The organism is Enterobacter cloacae complex sp. IR53030 (assembly GCF_049238365.1).
GTDB classification, from domain to species: Bacteria; Pseudomonadota; Gammaproteobacteria; order Enterobacterales; family Enterobacteriaceae; genus Enterobacter; species Enterobacter kobei.
Window position 1 is genome coordinate 1 of record NZ_JBMKHA010000018.1, and the last position, 16,633, is coordinate 16,633.

Below are 16,633 nucleotides of genomic sequence, written 5' to 3' on the forward strand. Positions count from 1 at the left end.
CCAGATCCGCGAAATTTTAATCAGCGAGTCAGCTTGGGAAGAAATGACCTGCTTATTCGCACCTTCCCTAATAGATCTGCTGCAAAAAATGAGCAAAATTAGGTTGCATACTTTACGTGAAACCTCATTATAAATATGATTTTTTACTTTAAAGAGGGATTTTAAGTTGGAAATATCATATCTGAAACTTAAAGGTTTTAGAAACTTTAAAGATGCACATATCAATTTTAATTCGAACACTCTGATTATCGGAGCTAATGATGTTGGCAAAAGTAATATGCTGCATTCGCTAAGAATGCTATTAGATAAAAGTGTATCAGATTCAGAAATTGAACCAAATGAGCTTGATTTCCATTTAGAAAATGGGAATTCATGTGAAGAGTTTGAGATTATTCTTCATTTTAAAGATATCAATGAAGATGCGGTTCTTTCAATTTTGAAAGGTAATGTCAGTGACTCTGGTGAATCTTTTATTAAGTATGTTGCACAAAAATCTGATCTCAGCTACAAACTTTTTATAGGTGACTCTTTAGAGTCTTTACAAGAAATTAACTCTCGTTATTATCTTAAGTTCGTTAATCTAAAATATATTCAGTCACAACGAGATTTAGAAAGATTTATCCGCAAAGAAAAAAGACAACTCTTAAAAATTGCCCAACAATCATTGAACTCTGATGAAAGAAAAGAAGATGAAGATTTATTAGGAGAGATAAGTACAGATTTGCAGTTGATCAATGATAAAATATCTCAGCTTGTATATGTAGAAAGAGCTACAAAAGAAGTCAACGATGAGTTGAAAAAACTTGCACATCATTATTCAGAGTATTCTGTGCAACTAGATACTGGGGCAATTGGAATAAACGATTTTATTGATAATCTACAACTTGGAGCTAATACAAATGGTTCTAACGTAATGCTTGGAGGAGACGGACGGAACAATCAAATATTATTAGCATTATGGAAAGCGAAAAGTATTAAGGAACATGATATCGATAACGAAGTCATCTTCTATGTTATCGAAGAACCTGAAGCACACCTACACCCTCACCAACAAAGAAAATTGGCTGATTATTTGATAGCTGAACTCCCAGGTCAAACGATCATTTCATCACATTCTCCCCAAATAGCGGTAAACTTTGGGCCAGACTCTATAATAAGATTGCTTGACCGTGGGGGACACACTGTAGCCGCAAGTGAAGGATGCTCAAAAGGTATTTCAGATGGCTGGGAGGATATGAGCTATCGGATGAGTATATTACCAGCAGAATCATTTTTTTCAAATGGCGTTTTCTTAATCGAAGGGCCATCCGAAATTTTGTTTTATCATTCCTTAGCTAAAAGTTTGAAAATTGACCTAGATTATTTAAATATTTCATTGATTTCAGTTGATGGAATATCATTTAAAATATACGCAGCAATTCTAGATGCTTTAGAAATTCCATGGGTAATGCGCACTGATAACGATGTATCAAAGCTAAAAGATAAAGAAAAGTGGCACTATGCAGGGATTAATCGATGTTTAGATATAGCTGGTATAGAAAAGTTTGAGCATAGCGACAAAAAAATATCTTCTCAAGATACTCTTGCTAACGGTGATTGGCAAAAAGTTTCTGATGAAGTGAATAGATCTGGAATATATTTATCAAAAATTGATTTGGAAACTGATCTTGTAGAAGAATTAGGTGCTTCAATATTAGATGCACTAGATAAAAAAAATAACCAAAGCGCAATAGAATATTTACAAAAGAAAAAAGCAATAAGAATGCGTATACTTCTTAAGAAAATTAAAAATGACCTTGATAAACTTAGTATGGGTGATTTGGTTAAACCGTTACACCATCTTGTAAAAATAGTTAAAGGTGAATGAAATGAGCGTTTTTTCACCAACCACTCAGCAAGCATCAGCCATTGACTACCCTAAAAGTATGGTAATAACAGCATGCCCTGGTAGCGGTAAAACTACAGTTATAAAAGAGAAAATTAGAAATATTACCGGTTGTCTTCCTGAGCATAAAGGAGTCATTGCTATTACTTTTACAAGGAAAGCAAGTGCAGAACTAGAGCGTAGATGTAAGGCCGATGGGCACGATATAAAACATAGTTTTTTTGGTACGATTGATAGCTTTTGCTTAAATGAAATAATCATTCCGTTTCTTCCCAAAATATGGGGTGGCAAACCAACAGAATGTAAAGTACTTAAGAAATTAGATTCTCCATATAAATATTATTTAAAGGAGGATTTTTTTGGAACACCATCAATTGTTAATGTCAATGAAGACGCTGGCTATAAGAGACTGTATGATGAGGGAATGCTGTGGATGAGTTCATTTGCTGCCTTATCTTTAAAAATACTCAATGAATCTCCTGCAGCACAACGATATATAAAAGCGAGATATAGCCATATATTTATAGATGAATATCAAGACTCATCCTTATCACAGCATCAATTATTTTTAAAAATAAATGAGATCGGTTTATGTTCTATTGCTGTTGGTGATGTTTGGCAATCAATTTATGAGTTTCGAGGTGGAAATGCAGAGTTGTTACTTGACTTGGTTAGAGATAAAAGTATTTTTGAACATTTTGAGATAAATTTAAATCATAGGTGTCATTCATCAATAATTAATTATGCATCTCGACTACTAGATTCAAATTTCGTATTATTGCCAAGTGAAAGTATTAATGTTTATAGGAAGAGATTGCCTGGAAATCTTAAAGATGTTTCGATGACATTATCATCATGGATTTCAAAATGGTTAAATGTAGGTCAATGGGGCGTGGAGCAAGCAAGCCAAATAGCTATTTTTGCAAGAAAAGAACAGTCATTACTATTGCTATGCTCGGGATTGACATCAAATTTCAGGGTTTATATTGATACGCCATTAGATAAATTGGGTACAGAATGTTCAGATTTATATAAAGATCTTCTAGCGTATAGATACAAGGCAATAGGTACTGCGCAAGAATTAATTAATAAAGTATTTGATGGCTTAATCATGAATGACAACCATCAGTTTTTATTAAGGAAAAAAATTAAAATTCTCAGGAGTAATCTAACTGATGAGGAACTAATTAATTACTTCCATGAAATCGCTGGAATGCTAAACATTCAGTTTACTGAATCTAATGATAATGCAGTTTTGGAAATTATATCAGATGGTATGTACTTAAAGCAGTTTATGCCATTAGATAAAAATGAAGTTCAAGTAATGACACTTCACAAGTCTAAAGGACTTGAATTTAAAATAGTATTACATTTGGATATGGATGAATGGTCTTTTCCATATAGATTAGTAAATGAGGTTGATAGAAATATAGCACTTTATCCCAGTCTTCCACAAGAAACAAACCTTCATTACGTTGGTATTACAAGAGCTGAGAAATGCTGCGTATTAATTAATGCAGAGTTACGCCAAAACTCGACTGGGGCATTTAAGAAGTCTGAAGCATCTTACTTTTTTAAATTGCCCCAACTAGAGGGTCTTTATCGTTAGGAAATACTGGTGCATATTTTAATATGCACCATATTTGTTCTTATCTGCTTTAAATACCCACAATGGCTTATACATTAATAAAGATAATTAACATATTACATATTACATATTACATATTACATATTACATATTAATGGTTTTTAGGTCTGGAAAGTATACTGAACTATCTCTATCAACAATAAGGTTGTCAAGATAGTTCCCATACCACTGCATCATCTCCCTACGCCCCTCCAAATACTGCGCATGGTTGTAAGTCCCACGTATCGCGTTCTTATCCACATGTGCTAGCTGCGTTTCTATCCACGCTGAGTTAAAACCTTCTTCATGGAGGATGGTACTCATCGTGTGGCGGAAACCATGTCCTGTCAGCCTTCCTTTATATCCCAATAACTCAATAACCTGATTAACGCTTTCCTTTGAGATCGGCTTCGTTCGATCGTTACGTCCGACGAATACCAGTGGGTATAGCCCGGTAATAGGTTTAAGTGACTCAAAGAGTTCGACAACCTGATCCGACATCGGAACGATGTGTGGTCGTTTCATCTTCATCACTTCAGCAGGGATCTCCCAAAGCCGCTTTTCAAAATTGATATCCTCCCAGCGGGCAAAACGTAATTCCTGGGTTCGTACCCCTGTAAGCATGATGATTTGAGTCGCAGTCTTGGTAATAACGCTACCGGTGTAACCGGCAAGATCCCTAAGAAAGTGAGGGAGTTCTTCGGCTGTCAGGAATGGAAAATGTGTTTTCTTTGGTGTTGCGAGGGCTGTGGCGAGATCGGGTGCTGGATTGTATTCAGCGCGTCCGGTCACAATCGCATGACGGAAAACTTCACCGCAGCGCTGTCTGACTTTGCGCATCTTTTCTAATGCACCACGCTTTTCCATACGACGAAGGGTTTCCAGCAATTCCATGGGCTTAATTTCAGCTATAGGGCGCTTACCGATGTAGGGGAAAATATCCTTTTCAAAGGTATCAATAATTTCATCGCGATAGCGTAATGACCAACGATCCGCTCTCAACTGATGCCATTCACGGGCAATAGCTTCGAAGGTATTTTCATAGTTAAGCTTTTGGGCAATTTTCTCTGCTTTCTTTACTTCACCGGGATCGCTTCCGGCAGACAGCAGCTTTTTCGCAGCATCACGCTTTTCGCGTGCTTGAGCGAGAGAAATCTCGGGATAAACGCCGAAAGCAAGACGCTTTTCTTTACCTGCGTAGCGATACTTTAAACGCCAGTAACGTGAGCCGTTGGTAGTTACTTCAAGGTAGAGGCCGCCACCATCAGATAGCTTATACGGCTTCTCTTTGGGTTTGGCTGTATCAATTTGTCTGACTGTTAGCTTCATTGGGGGCATCTCAAAATAGGGCTATAAATCATGCCCCCCATTATGCCCCCAGAATGCACTTGATTCTGGTAGAGACAGTAGACCTCGGGAGAACATAATCAGCTTTAATTGCGGGTATTATAGGGGATTTACTTGAGACAGTGGAGTTCAGTAGAGGCTAATTGGCGGAAGATCACAGGAGTCGAACCTGCCCGGGAACGCTGGCGTCCCCAACTGGATTTGAAGTCCAGCCACCTCACCGGAGATGACGATCTTCCGCGCCTGCATTGCTACATGGAGGCGGGGCGCATTATAGCTACTTTCAGGCATTTACCACATACCCCGACACACTTTTTTCACCTCTCTTTTGACCTGTACCCCCCTGTTTCAGTTAATTCTTAAGAAAATCCTCAGGTTAGCGTTTTGTGCTCTCCGACATTTACCGCGATCACAAAAAACAAGAAACGTAATCTGCTAACCAGAAAACGCAATACCCGCTCATGAAACAATGGTTTAAAACCAATGCAACCGGTCTCAGCGCCCCCTACAGCGTGAAGGATGAATAAAAGATGAGCGAAGTATTGTCAGTAAAAGAGAAGATTGGCTACGGCATGGGAGACGCCGCCAGCCACATCATTTTTGATAACGTCATGTTGTATATGATGTTTTTCTACACCGATATTTTCGGCATTCCCGCCGGGTTTGTCGGCACCATGTTCCTGCTCGCCCGTGCGCTGGATGCAATCTCCGACCCGTGCATGGGGCTGATTGCCGACCGCACCCGCAGCCGCTGGGGCAAGTTCCGTCCGTGGATATTGTTCGGAGCGATCCCGTTTGGCATCGTCTGCGTGCTGGCCTACACCACGCCGGACCTCAGCCTCAACGGCAAAATGGTGTATGCCGCCATTACCTATACGCTGCTGACCCTGCTCTATACCGTGGTTAACATCCCGTACTGCGCATTGGGCGGGGTGATCACCAACGACCCGACGCAGCGTATATCCCTGCAATCCTGGCGCTTCGTGCTGGCGACGGCGGGCGGCATGCTCTCCACGGTGCTGATGATGCCGCTGGTGAACCTGATCGGCGGCGACGATAAAGCGTTCGGCTTTCAGGGCGGGATCGCCGTCCTGTCGGTGGTCGCGTTCCTGATGCTGGCGTTCTGCTTCTTCACCACCAAAGAGCGCATCCAGGTGCCGCCGAGCACCACCGCTATGCGGGAAGACCTGCGCGACATCTGGCGCAACGATCAGTGGCGCATCGTTGGCGTGCTGACCATCCTCAACATCCTCGCCGTCTGCGTGCGCGGCGGGGCGATGATGTACTACTGCACCTGGATCATGGGCTCGCCGGAAGTGTTCGTCGCGTTCCTCACCACCTACTGCGTCGGCAACCTGATCGGCTCCGCGCTGGCGAAACCGCTCACCGACTGGAAGTGTAAGGTCAGCATTTTCTGGTGGACCAACGCCGCGCTGGCGGTGGTGAGCGTAGCGATGTTCTTCGTGCCGATGCATGCCACCGTGGTGATGTTCGCCTTTATCTTCGTCATCGGCGTGCTGCACCAGCTGGTGACGCCGATCCAGTGGGTAATGATGTCCGATACCGTCGACTATGGCGAATGGACCAACGGCAAACGTCTGACCGGGATCAGCTTTGCGGGCACGCTGTTCGTGCTGAAGCTTGGCCTGGCGCTGGGCGGGGCGATGATCGGCTGGATGCTGGCAGGCGGCGGCTACGACGCGGCAGCCAAAACCCAGAACAGCGCGACCATCAGCATCATTATCGGCCTGTTTACCCTGGCCCCGGCGGTCTGCTACGTGCTGAGCGCCATTATCGCCAAACGCTACTACACGCTGAAAACCCCCTTCCTGACCAAAATCCTGGGCGAGCTGGCGCAGGGTGCGCGCCGCAATCAGCAGGAGTTTGAAAACCTGCCGGTCAGCAAAGAATTGCAGAACTAAGAGGACGAAAGCATGAAAATCAGTGATGGAAACTGGCTTATTCAACCGGGTCTGAACGTGACGTATCCGGTACAGGTGTTCGACGTGGAGCAGCAGGGCAATGACCTGGTGGTGTACGTTGCGCCGCGCGACGTGCGTGAGCGCACCTGGCAGCTCGACACGCTCATGTTCACGGTGCGCCTGTTTGCCCCGCAGGAGGGGATTGTCGGGGTGCGCATCGAGCACTTCCAGGGCGCGCTGGACAACGGCCCGCACTACCCGCTGAACGTGCTGAAAGACGTGAAGGTCGAGATTGAAAACAACGCGGAATTTGCCGAGCTGAAAAGCGGAAGCGTCAGCGTGCGCGTCACCAAAGGGGAATTCTGGGCGCTGGACTTCCTGCGCAACGGCCAGCGCATTACCGGCAGCCAGCTGAAAAACAACGGTTACGTGCAGGACACCAACACCGATCGCAACTACCTGTTTGAACGTCTCGACCTCGGCGTGGGCGAAACGGTCTACGGTCTGGGCGAGCGCTTTACCGCCCTGGTGCGCAACGGCCAGACGATCGAAACGTGGAACCGGGACGGCGGCACCAGCACCGAGCAGTCCTACAAAAACATCCCGTTTTATCTGACCAACCGTGGCTACGGCGTGCTGGTGAATCACCCGGAAAACGTCTCGTTCGAAGTGGGTTCGGAGAAAGTCTCCAAAGTGCAGTTCAGCGTCGAAGGGGAATATCTGGAGTACTTCGTGATCGACGGCCCGACGCCGAAAGAGGTGCTCAACCGCTATACGCGGTTCACCGGGCGTCCGGCGCTGCCGCCCGCGTGGTCGTTCGGCCTGTGGCTGACCACGTCGTTCACCACTAACTACGACGAAGCGACGGTTAACAGCTTTATCGACGGCATGGCCGAGCGCGATCTGCCGCTGCACGTCTTCCACTTCGACTGCTTCTGGATGAAGGCCTTCCAGTGGTGTGATTTTGAGTGGGACCCGGTGACCTTCCCGGATCCGGAAGGGATGATCCGCCGCCTGAAGGAGAAAGGGCTGAAGGTCTGCGTGTGGATTAACCCGTACATCGGCCAGAAGTCGCCGGTATTTCGCGAACTGAAAGAGAAGGGCTACCTGCTCAAGCGCCCGGACGGTTCCCTGTGGCAGTGGGACAAGTGGCAACCGGGGCTGGCAATTTATGACCTCACTAACCCGGAAGCGTGCCGGTGGTATGCCGACAAGCTGAAAGGCCTGGTAGACATCGGCGTCGACTGCTTTAAGACCGACTTCGGCGAGCGCATCCCGACGGACGTGCAGTGGTTTGACGGATCCGATCCACAGAAGATGCATAACCATTACGCCTACATCTACAACGAACTGGTGTGGAACGTGCTGAAAGAGACCGTGGGTGAGCAAGAGGCGGTGCTGTTTGCCCGCTCGGCGTCCGTCGGTGCGCAACAGTTCCCCGTTCACTGGGGTGGTGACTGCTACGCCAACTATGAGTCGATGGCGGAAAGTCTGCGCGGCGGGCTGTCGATTGGCCTGTCCGGCTTTGGGTTCTGGAGCCACGATATTGGCGGATTCGAAAACACCGCCCCGGCACACGTCTACAAGCGCTGGTGCGCGTTCGGGCTTTTATCCAGCCACAGCCGCCTGCACGGCAGTAAATCTTACCGCGTGCCGTGGGCGTATGATGACGAGTCCTGCGACGTGGTGCGCCACTTTACGCAGCTGAAGTGCCGGATGATGCCGTATCTGTACCGTCAGGCGGCGCTGGCGCGCGAGTGCGGTACGCCGATGCTGCGGGCGATGATGCTGGAGTTCCCGGACGATCCGGCGTGCGATTATCTTGACCGCCAGTACATGCTGGGGGATGCGGTGATGGTCGCGCCGGTGTTCTCAGAGAAGGGCGATGTACAGTTCTGGCTACCTGAAGGACGCTGGACGCACCTGTGGCATAACGACGAAATTCAGGGTAGCCGCTGGCATAAGCAACAGCACGACTTCCGCAGCCTGCCGGTCTATGTGCGCGATAACACCCTGCTGGCGCTGGGCAATAACAGCCAGAAACCAGACTATGCGTGGAACGAGGGCACGGCCTTCCAGTTGTTTAACCTGGAGGATGGCGCAACGGCGGTGAGTGAAGTGCCTGCGGCGGACGGCGCGGTGGCGTTTACGCTGAAAGCGTCACGAGAGGGCGATACCGTGACCCTGAGCGGCGTGGGTGAGGCGCGAAACTGGTCGGTGTGCTTGCGCAACGTGCAGAAGGTGGGCGGCGTGAAAGGCGGTTCACATGCGGGAAGCGAGTGGGGCGTGGTGGTGAAAGCGGAGGGGAATGAGGTGGTGGTTCACCTCTGAGCGATAAAAATGCCCGGTGGCGCTTCGCTTACCGGGCCTACGGTAATTATGCGGTCTGATGCCCTCACCCTGACCCTCTCCCACAGGGAGAGGGAATAAAACCGCCACCCGGCTTGTTTATTGCACGGGTGTTGAAACAATGCCACTCGTCATCGTCTGCTCTACCTGCTGTTTATCCATATTCACCGCGCTCAGCTTGCCGTTCACCGTCGGCTTCAGCGGCGCATTGGCCTGCACGCTGCCGCTGGCGGTGAGTTGAATATTGCCATCGCCCGTCACCGGTAGCGCTGGCCAGCCCCACTGCTGCAGCACGTTGAGCGGCACGCCGCGCCCGTTAAGGCTTACGGTGGTTTGCCGTTGCGGCAACTGCGAAACCGTCGCCGTCGCTTCCAGAATGCCTTTCTCGGTAAATGCGCTCAGGTCGGTAATGTTCACCGTGGCGGCGTTGGCATTCAACGCCAGCGACGGACGGCGCACGTCCACGCGGTTAAAGGTCGCCGCCGCGCCGTTCAGGGTTGCGCTGCCGCTCCACACGCCCCACTGGCGGTCTTTCACCAACTGCAGGTTGGCACCGTAGCCATCCAGGGAGGTGATCTGCCACGGGAAGGCGGGATCGATGTCGATCACCAGGTTGCGGCTCAGGCCGAATTTTTGCAGCGTGACGCTGTTCAGCCAATCCGGGAGCGGCTCCATCCACAGCGTTTTCCAGTTCTGCGGCAGGGTGTACTCCAGACCGGCGATGGCGACATCGTCCAGCACCAGCGCTTTGCCGTCGCGCAGCCAGTTGCCGGAGGTGCGCACCATACCGCCTTCCCAGCGGGAGGTAAACTGGCGCAGCGCCATACCCTGCGGGGAAAACTCTGCGTTCAGGATCGGGTCAAACAGATGCAGCGAGCCGTAGATAAACTCGCTGGCGTTCATGGACAAACGCCCGTCCTGACTTTGCCAGTCGCCTTTGCTTATCGTCAGGTTGCGCAGGCTTAAATCGAGATCGGTCACCGCCCAGTCCGGGCCCTGCAGCCGGGCGGCGGTGACCTCCAGACGGCCTATTTGCAGAGAAGGGATGGTGGCCAGCGGGGCAAAGAAGGCTGTCAGCGTGTTGTCGCTCTGCAGGCGGATCTCATTCAGACGCAGGGTGTCGATAACCCAGCTTCCGTCGGCGTTACGCAGGGCGGAGCCGGTGAGCGAACCGCGCGCCATATCGGCCCCGATAGTGTTCAGCACCACCTCCTTACCGTTAAGCTGGCCCTCAATTAACACGTTGGTGGCCGGGACGCCGTTGAGGGTCAGCGAGCCTGCGCTCATCTGAATCTGCGCGTTTTTCCCCAGCACGTTGCCTGCTTCCGGCTGCCATGGGCTGACGCCGCCCGTCACCTTCTGCGCGCTCAGATCCCATTCGGTATTCGGGCTGTTAAAGGCCATGTTGCTCAGTTGAAGACGATCGGCCTGCAAGGGCAGCGGTGCCGTCTGCGGCGAGAGGTTCAGCGTGCCATCGAAAAGGGTAATGGTGTCCATATGCAGCGGATCGGTCACCTGACGGCTGCTCAGGCCGATATCAACTTTTTTGGCTACCAGCGTGGCAGGTTTACCGTCCCGCCCGAAGGTGACGTTTTCCAGAATAAGATGGGAAGGCGACGAAAAGCGGTGATTCATCTTGTCGAAACTGAGTTCGTAATCGGTATTCACCGTCACCCAGCTGCTGACCTGAGCCGCGCCCCAGCGGGTCTGGAGCAGAATATAGAGCGCCAGTATCACAATGAGCAGGGCTACCAGAAGATAGACGAGCAGCTTTCCAATAAATTTCATGGTCTTCCATCCCGCAAACGTACATAAGGGAGTTATGCACGATTTATGCGCAATCCTCAAGGCGGGAATGGTGTAAATAGATGTCACGGCAGGCATTGACTGCCTGCCGTGAAGGGGATCAGTTCTTTTCAGGCGGGAAAACGAGGTTCAGCACAATAGCGGTGATACCGCCCGCGGCGATGCCGGAAGAGAGCAGGTTTTTCACCCAGTCAGGGGCAAACTGCAGGATCAGCGGTTGCTGAGAAACGCCCAGACCCACGGCCAGCGACAGCGCGATAATCATGATCGCCCGGCGGTTCAGCGGTTCGCGGGAGACGATACGCACCCCGGACGCTGCGATAGTCCCGAACATCACCAGCGTTGCGCCACCCAGCACCGGCTCAGGAATGTGCTGCACAAAGCCGCTCACCGCCGGGAACAGGCCGAGGACGATCAGCATCAGCGCCACCACAAAACCCACGTAGCGGCTGGCGACGCCGGTCAGCTGGATCACGCCGTTGTTCTGGCCGAAGCAGGAGTTCGGGAAGGTATTGAATACCGCAGAAACAAACGAGTTCAGGCCGTTCGCCAGCACGCCGCCTTTCAGGCGCTTCATGTACAGCGGGCCGGACACCGGCTGCTCGGAGACGTCGGAGGTAGCGGTGATATCGCCGATGGTCTCCAGAGAGGTGATCATAAAGACCAGCATCAGCGGCAGGAGCAGACCCCAGTCAATGCCCAGACCGTAGTACAGCGGCGTGGGGACGGTGATCAGCGCGCTGTTGGTCGGTGCGGTGTTCTCCGGCAACATGCCCAGCGCCCACGCCAGCAGATAACCGGCTGCCATGGCGATCACCAGAGAAGCCACGCGCAGGTAAGGGTTACGCTGGCGGTTAAGCAGAATAATGATCGCCAGCACGACGCCCGCCAGCAGCAGGTTTTTCGGCGCGCCGAAGGTATGGTCGCTCATTGCGGCATAGCCGCCGCCGATGGAGGTGAGGCCGACCTGAATCAGCGACAGGCCGATAATCATCACCACCACGCCGGAGACCAGCGGGGTAATGACGCGGCGGGCCAGATGCAGCACGCGGGAGATGACCATCTCCGTGCAGCTTGCCAGCATCAGGGTGCCGAACAGCGCCGCCATCATGGTCGGGACATCCGCACCGCCGGTTTTCAGGGCTGTGCCGCCCATGATCAGCGGTGCCACGAAGTTAAAGCTGGTACCCTGGATCGACAATAATCCCGACCCCACCGGACCCCACGCTTTAATTTGAATAATTGAGGCCACGCCAGAGGCGAAGAGGGACATACTGATGATGTGCTGCGTATCCTGCGCCGGTAAACCGAGCGCCTGGCAGATCAGCAGCGCCGGGGTGATCACCGCGACAAACATCGCCAGAAGATGCTGGCAGGCCGCGAAAAGCGTCTGAGGCAGTGGCGGGCGATCTTCAAGGCGGTAAATCAGTTCGCTATTTTGCTTCTGCGCAATCGGTTGCGCATCAGGCGACTCTATGGTGTTAACGGACATCGGCGGCAATCCCACGGTGGAAAAGCGGGCATTTTATCTGACCACCTGGTAAAAGCAAACGATTGCCAGCAAAAAAAGGGAAGAAAATCTGCCGTTGTGAGCAGGTTTTCTACAACCCGTCGGGAAAAAAAATTACACTTTTTGCGCCGGTGGCTCATGAAGAGCGCAAACCGGCCAGGATAACGCCGCGTGTGTATGGAACACGCGCATAACAGGAGCCTTTTATGATTCATCTCGATACGTTGTCGACCCTTGTTGCCGCAACGCTGGTTCTGCTGCTTGGTCGCAAGCTGGTACATAGTGTTTCCTTTCTGAAAAAGTACACCATTCCTGAACCTGTCGCCGGTGGTTTGCTGGTGGCGCTGGCCCTGCTGGTACTGAAAAAAAGCATGGGCTGGGAAATTGATTTTGATATGTCCCTGAAAGATCCGCTGATGCTGGCCTTCTTTGCCACCATCGGCCTGAACGCCAACCTGGCGAGCCTGCGCTCTGGCGGTAAGGTGCTCGGCGTATTTCTGATTGTGGTGGTGGGACTGCTGCTGATGCAAAACGCTATTGGCATCGGCATGGCGACGCTGCTGGGGCTGGATCCGCTGATGGGTCTGCTGGCAGGTTCGATTACCCTCTCAGGCGGCCATGGTACCGGAGCCGCGTGGAGTAAGCTGTTTATCGAGCGTTACGGCTTTGAAAACGCAACGGAAGTGGCGATGGCCTGCGCAACCTTTGGTCTGGTGCTGGGTGGCCTGATTGGCGGCCCGGTGGCCCGTTATCTCGTTAAACATTCCACCACGCCGAATGGCAGACCGGACGATGAAATGGTGCCCACCGCGTTCGAAAAGCCGGATGTCGGGCGCAGCATCACCTCGCTGGTACTGATTGAAACCATCGCGATGATTGCCATCTGCCTGACCGTGGGCAAAGTGGTTGCGCAATGGCTGGCGGGTACAGCGTTTGAACTTCCGACCTTTGTCTGCGTGTTGTTTATCGGGGTCATTCTGAGCAACGGTCTGGCGCTGATGGGCTTCTACCGCGTGTTTGAACGTGCGGTATCGGTGCTCGGTAACGTCTGTCTGTCGCTGTTCCTGGCGATGGCGCTGATGAGCCTCAAACTGTGGGAGCTGGCCTCGCTGGCGCTGCCGATGGTGGCGATTCTGGCGGTGCAGGCACTGTTTATGGCGCTGTACGCCATGTTCGTGACCTGGCGCCTGATGGGGAAAAACTACGATGCAGCGGTGCTGGCAGCGGGTCACTGCGGGTTTGGTCTGGGGGCAACCCCAACGGCTATTGCCAACATGCAGGCGATCACCGAACGGTTTGGGCCATCGCACATGGCGTTTCTGGTGGTGCCAATGGTCGGGGCGTTCTTTATTGATATCGTCAACGCGCTGGTGATTAAGCTGTACCTGATGCTGCCGATGTTTGCCTGAGATCAGGCGTTGGAATAGCGCTCGGTTTCCGGCATCCAGCGCTCAATTAACGCTGCCGCCTGTTCGGGGTAGCGTTCATGAATATGGCGTGCGAGGCGCTGAACTTCCGGGATCATGGCCTGATCGCGCAGCAAATCCGCCACCTTAAATTCGGCATTTCCCGTCTGACGCGTGCCCAGCAATTCGCCCGGGCCGCGTATCTCAAGGTCTTTTTGTGCAATCACAAAACCGTCGTTGCTGTCGCGCAGCACCTGCAAACGCATCTGGGCAGTTTTTGAGAGCGGCGCTTTATAGAGCAGCACGCAGTGGGAGGCCACTGCGCCACGCCCAACGCGCCCACGCAGCTGGTGGAGCTGAGCAAGGCCAAGACGCTCCGGGTTTTCGATGATCATCAGGCTGGAGTTGGGGACGTCGACGCCCACTTCAATAACCGTCGTCGCGACCAGTAAATGCAGCTCACCCTGTTTGAACGCCTGCATCACCGCCTGTTTTTCGGCAGGCTTCATGCGCCCGTGCACCAGACCCACGTTTAGCTCCGGCAGCGCCAGCTTTAGCTCTTCCCACGTTGCTTCAGCAGCCTGCGCTTCAAGCAGTTCTGACTCTTCAATCAGGGTGCAGACCCAATAGGCCTGACGCCCTTCGTGGGTACAGGCGTTGCGCACGCGGTCGATGATATCGCTGCGGCGCGTATCCGGTATGGCGACCGTCGTGACCGGCGTACGCCCCGGCGGCAGTTCATCGATGGTGGAGGTATCCAGATCGGCATAGGCGGTCATCGCCAGGGTGCGCGGGATTGGCGTGGCGGTCATGATCAGCTGATGCGGATGAAAGCCCTGCTGCAGCCCTTTTTCCCACAGCGCCAGACGTTGATGCACGCCGAAGCGGTGCTGTTCGTCGATAATCACCAGCGCAAGGCCGTTAAACTGTACCTGCTCCTGGAAGATAGCGTGTGTGCCGACAATCATCTGCACCTGGCCGCTGGCGATGGCTTCCTGCTGCGCAAGACGCGCTTTGCCTTTTTGCTTCCCGGCAAGCCAGCCTACCTCAATCCCGAGCGGCGCGAACCAGGCGCGGAAATTATTGGCGTGCTGTTCAGCCAGCAGCTCAGTCGGCGCCATCAGCGCCACCTGTTTACCGTGGGCAATCGCGCGCAGTGCTGCCAGGGCGGCAACCAGCGTTTTACCTGACCCGACGTCGCCCTGCACCAGGCGCATCATCGGCACGTCGAGGGCCATATCGCGTTCAATCTCGGCCGTTACGCGCGCTTGAGCGCCGGTCGGCTTAAACGGCAGAGAGGCCAGCAGCTTATCTTTGAGCGCATCATTCTGGCTTAACGGCTGAGCGTGGAAACGCTGCGCGCCTGCGCGAAGCGCCAGCATGCTCAGGTTATGTGCCAGTAATTCCTCAAGGATAAGACGCCGTTGTGCGGGATGTTTGCCGCTTTCTAAATCGCTGAGCTGTAATGTGGGTGGTGGGCGATGCAGTGTGCGCAATGCCTCGGGCAGGCTCATCATGCCCTGTGCCAGCTCGGGGGGCAGAAGTTCGGTAATCGCGCAGGTATCCAGCAGCTCCAGCGCCTGATCGGTGAGTTTACGCAGCGTTGCCTGCTTAATGCCTTCAGTCGTCGGGTAAACCGGCGTAAGCGTCTCCTGCAGTTCCGGTGTGCTGAGGTCGCCCTGCACGCGGTACTCCGGGTGGATCATCTCTGCGCCGTATTTACCGCGTTTGGCTTCGCCATAGGCCAGCACTCGGCGGCCTGTCGCCAGGCTGTTTTTCATCGCTGCACTGAAGTTGAAAAAACGCATGGTGAGAATGCCGGTACCGTCGCTGATCTGACAGGTCATCATCCGGCGTCCACCAAACGTGATGTTGCAGTTCAGGACTTCGCCTTCAACGGTGGCGTAAATGGCAGGCAGCAGATCGCCAATTTTGTAGAGCTGAGTGCGGTCTTCGTAACGCAGAGGGAGGTGCAGGAGGAGATCCTGCACGGTATGCAGGCCAATTTTTGCCAGCTTACTGCTTTGCGCCGCGCCCACGCCCGTCAGGCTATTGAGCGGAATGGCATCCAGCAGGCGGCCTTTCATCAGTTACCCGGCGTACTGCATGGTGGACCACCACTCGGCATCGGCTTCAATTTCGCCCTGCGCGTTGACGTGGGGGTAAGGCAATTTTTTCTGCTTCGCGACGCGAGCCAGCACCGGATAACCGCCTTCAAACAGCAGGCGCTGCTGTTCCTCTTCCGGCAGCATACTGTTGCTGCGCTCGTACATTCCGGCGTTCTGGCGCTGGCGCTGCGCTTCATACAGAATCAGCGCAGAGGCAACCGACACGTTCAGGGACTGAACCATACCGATCATCGGGATTATGATGTCCTGATCCGCCAGATCCAGCGCTTCCTGGGTGATCCCGGTTTTCTCCTGCCCCATCAAAATGCAGGTTGGGCGGGTGTAGTTGATCTCGCGGAAATCCACAGCTTTAGCAGAAAGGTGAGTCGCAAGAACCTGCATACCGCGGCCTTTCAGGTGCGATACGGCTTCACCAATCGTCTGATGCGTTTTGACGGATACCCAGCTGTTGCTGCCTGCGGCAGCAGACACCATGTTTCGCATGCGGGTGCCCGGCCAGACGGCGTGCACTTCATGCACGCCGACGGCGTCTGCGGTACGAACGATAGCAGAGACGTTATGAGGCTTATGAACCTGCTCCATGCAGACCGTCAGGTCAGGCTGACGCCTGGCGAGCATTTCGCAGATACGTGTATAACGTTGTGAATTCATA

At 52.3% G+C, this 16,633-nt stretch carries 10 protein-coding genes, 1 tRNA gene and 1 pseudogene; 6 read left to right on the forward strand and 6 right to left on the reverse strand.

The annotated features are described in order from the left end of the window. From ACOTXR_RS17445 to ACOTXR_RS17455, 3 genes and pseudogenes are all read left to right on the forward strand, one after another. Positions 1–102: pseudogene (locus tag ACOTXR_RS17445) on the forward strand (type VII secretion system (T7SS), usher family protein); the annotation flags it as partial. A gap of 64 nt (positions 103–166) precedes the next feature. Then, complete coding sequence (locus ACOTXR_RS17450) at positions 167–1,867, forward strand: ATP-dependent nuclease (RefSeq protein ID WP_421767062.1); 1,701 nt, start codon at positions 167–169, stop codon at positions 1,865–1,867. Position 1,868: 1 nt separating this feature from the next. Further along, positions 1,869–3,494, forward strand: coding sequence for a UvrD-helicase domain-containing protein (locus ACOTXR_RS17455; RefSeq protein ID WP_044599768.1), 1,626 nt, complete (start codon positions 1,869–1,871; stop codon positions 3,492–3,494). Between the two features lie 123 nt (positions 3,495–3,617). Here ACOTXR_RS17455 and ACOTXR_RS17460 read toward each other — a convergent pair whose 3' ends face one another. Together ACOTXR_RS17460 and ACOTXR_RS17465 are read right to left on the reverse strand one after the other, a co-directional pair. Further along, positions 3,618–4,841 (reverse strand): tyrosine-type recombinase/integrase, encoded by a 1,224-nt coding sequence (locus ACOTXR_RS17460; RefSeq protein WP_044599767.1) that lies wholly within the window; start codon positions 4,839–4,841, stop codon positions 3,618–3,620. Positions 4,842–5,003: 162 nt separating this feature from the next. Then, positions 5,004–5,098: transfer RNA gene (locus tag ACOTXR_RS17465), tRNA-Sec, on the reverse strand. 291 nt (positions 5,099–5,389) lie between these two features. Here ACOTXR_RS17465 and ACOTXR_RS17470 point away from each other — a divergent pair. Continuing rightward, on the forward strand, positions 5,390–6,781 hold the full coding sequence (locus tag ACOTXR_RS17470) for a glycoside-pentoside-hexuronide family transporter (protein WP_023331710.1): 1,392 nt from the start codon (positions 5,390–5,392) through the stop codon (positions 6,779–6,781). 12 nt (positions 6,782–6,793) lie between these two features. Beyond that, entirely contained in the window at positions 6,794–9,112 is a 2,319-nt protein-coding gene (yicI, locus tag ACOTXR_RS17475; RefSeq protein ID WP_058690581.1) for an alpha-xylosidase, read from the forward strand. A 117-nt stretch (positions 9,113–9,229) separates the two neighbouring features. Here yicI and ACOTXR_RS17480 read toward each other — a convergent pair whose 3' ends face one another. Further along, positions 9,230–10,918, reverse strand: a complete 1,689-nt coding sequence (locus ACOTXR_RS17480) for an AsmA family protein (RefSeq protein WP_058690582.1) — start codon at positions 10,916–10,918, stop codon at positions 9,230–9,232. Between the two features lie 118 nt (positions 10,919–11,036). Beyond that, positions 11,037–12,428 carry a xanthine/proton symporter XanP gene (xanP, locus tag ACOTXR_RS17485; RefSeq protein WP_014881972.1) on the reverse strand — a complete coding sequence of 464 codons (1,392 nt, stop codon included), beginning with the start codon at positions 12,426–12,428 and terminating at the stop codon, positions 11,037–11,039. 224 nt (positions 12,429–12,652) lie between these two features. On the opposite strand from xanP, the gene gltS reads away from it, so the two are divergent. Beyond that, on the forward strand, positions 12,653–13,855 hold the full coding sequence (gene gltS, locus ACOTXR_RS17490; RefSeq protein WP_014881973.1) for a sodium/glutamate symporter: 1,203 nt from the start codon (positions 12,653–12,655) through the stop codon (positions 13,853–13,855). Between the two features lie 2 nt (positions 13,856–13,857). Here the strand turns inward: gltS and recG are convergent, their stop codons facing one another. Beyond that, positions 13,858–15,939: an ATP-dependent DNA helicase RecG gene (recG, locus tag ACOTXR_RS17495; protein ID WP_032635294.1), complete on the reverse strand. Its 2,082-nt coding sequence runs from the start codon at positions 15,937–15,939 to the stop codon at positions 13,858–13,860. A 3-nt stretch (positions 15,940–15,942) separates the two neighbouring features. Beyond that, positions 15,943–16,632: a tRNA (guanosine(18)-2'-O)-methyltransferase TrmH gene (trmH, locus tag ACOTXR_RS17500; protein ID WP_058690583.1), complete on the reverse strand. Its 690-nt coding sequence runs from the start codon at positions 16,630–16,632 to the stop codon at positions 15,943–15,945. Between the last annotated feature and the right edge of the window lies 1 nt (position 16,633).

Excerpts from the sequence above, each read along its gene's own strand:
- ACOTXR_RS17455 (WP_044599768.1), top strand. The coding sequence starts at position 1,869 with ATGAGCGTTTTTTCACCAACCACTCAGCAAGCATCAGCCATTGACTAC.
- ACOTXR_RS17460 (WP_044599767.1), bottom strand. The coding sequence starts at position 4,841 with ATGAAGCTAACAGTCAGACAAATTGATACAGCCAAACCCAAAGAGAAG.
- ACOTXR_RS17470 (WP_023331710.1), top strand. The coding sequence starts at position 5,390 with ATGAGCGAAGTATTGTCAGTAAAAGAGAAGATTGGCTACGGCATGGGA.
- yicI (WP_058690581.1), top strand. The coding sequence starts at position 6,794 with ATGAAAATCAGTGATGGAAACTGGCTTATTCAACCGGGTCTGAACGTG.
- ACOTXR_RS17480 (WP_058690582.1), bottom strand. The coding sequence starts at position 10,918 with ATGAAATTTATTGGAAAGCTGCTCGTCTATCTTCTGGTAGCCCTGCTC.
- xanP (WP_014881972.1), bottom strand. The coding sequence starts at position 12,428 with ATGTCCGTTAACACCATAGAGTCGCCTGATGCGCAACCGATTGCGCAG.
- gltS (WP_014881973.1), top strand. The coding sequence starts at position 12,653 with ATGATTCATCTCGATACGTTGTCGACCCTTGTTGCCGCAACGCTGGTT.
- recG (WP_032635294.1), bottom strand. The coding sequence starts at position 15,939 with ATGAAAGGCCGCCTGCTGGATGCCATTCCGCTCAATAGCCTGACGGGC.
- trmH (WP_058690583.1), bottom strand. The coding sequence starts at position 16,632 with ATGAATTCACAACGTTATACACGTATCTGCGAAATGCTCGCCAGGCGT.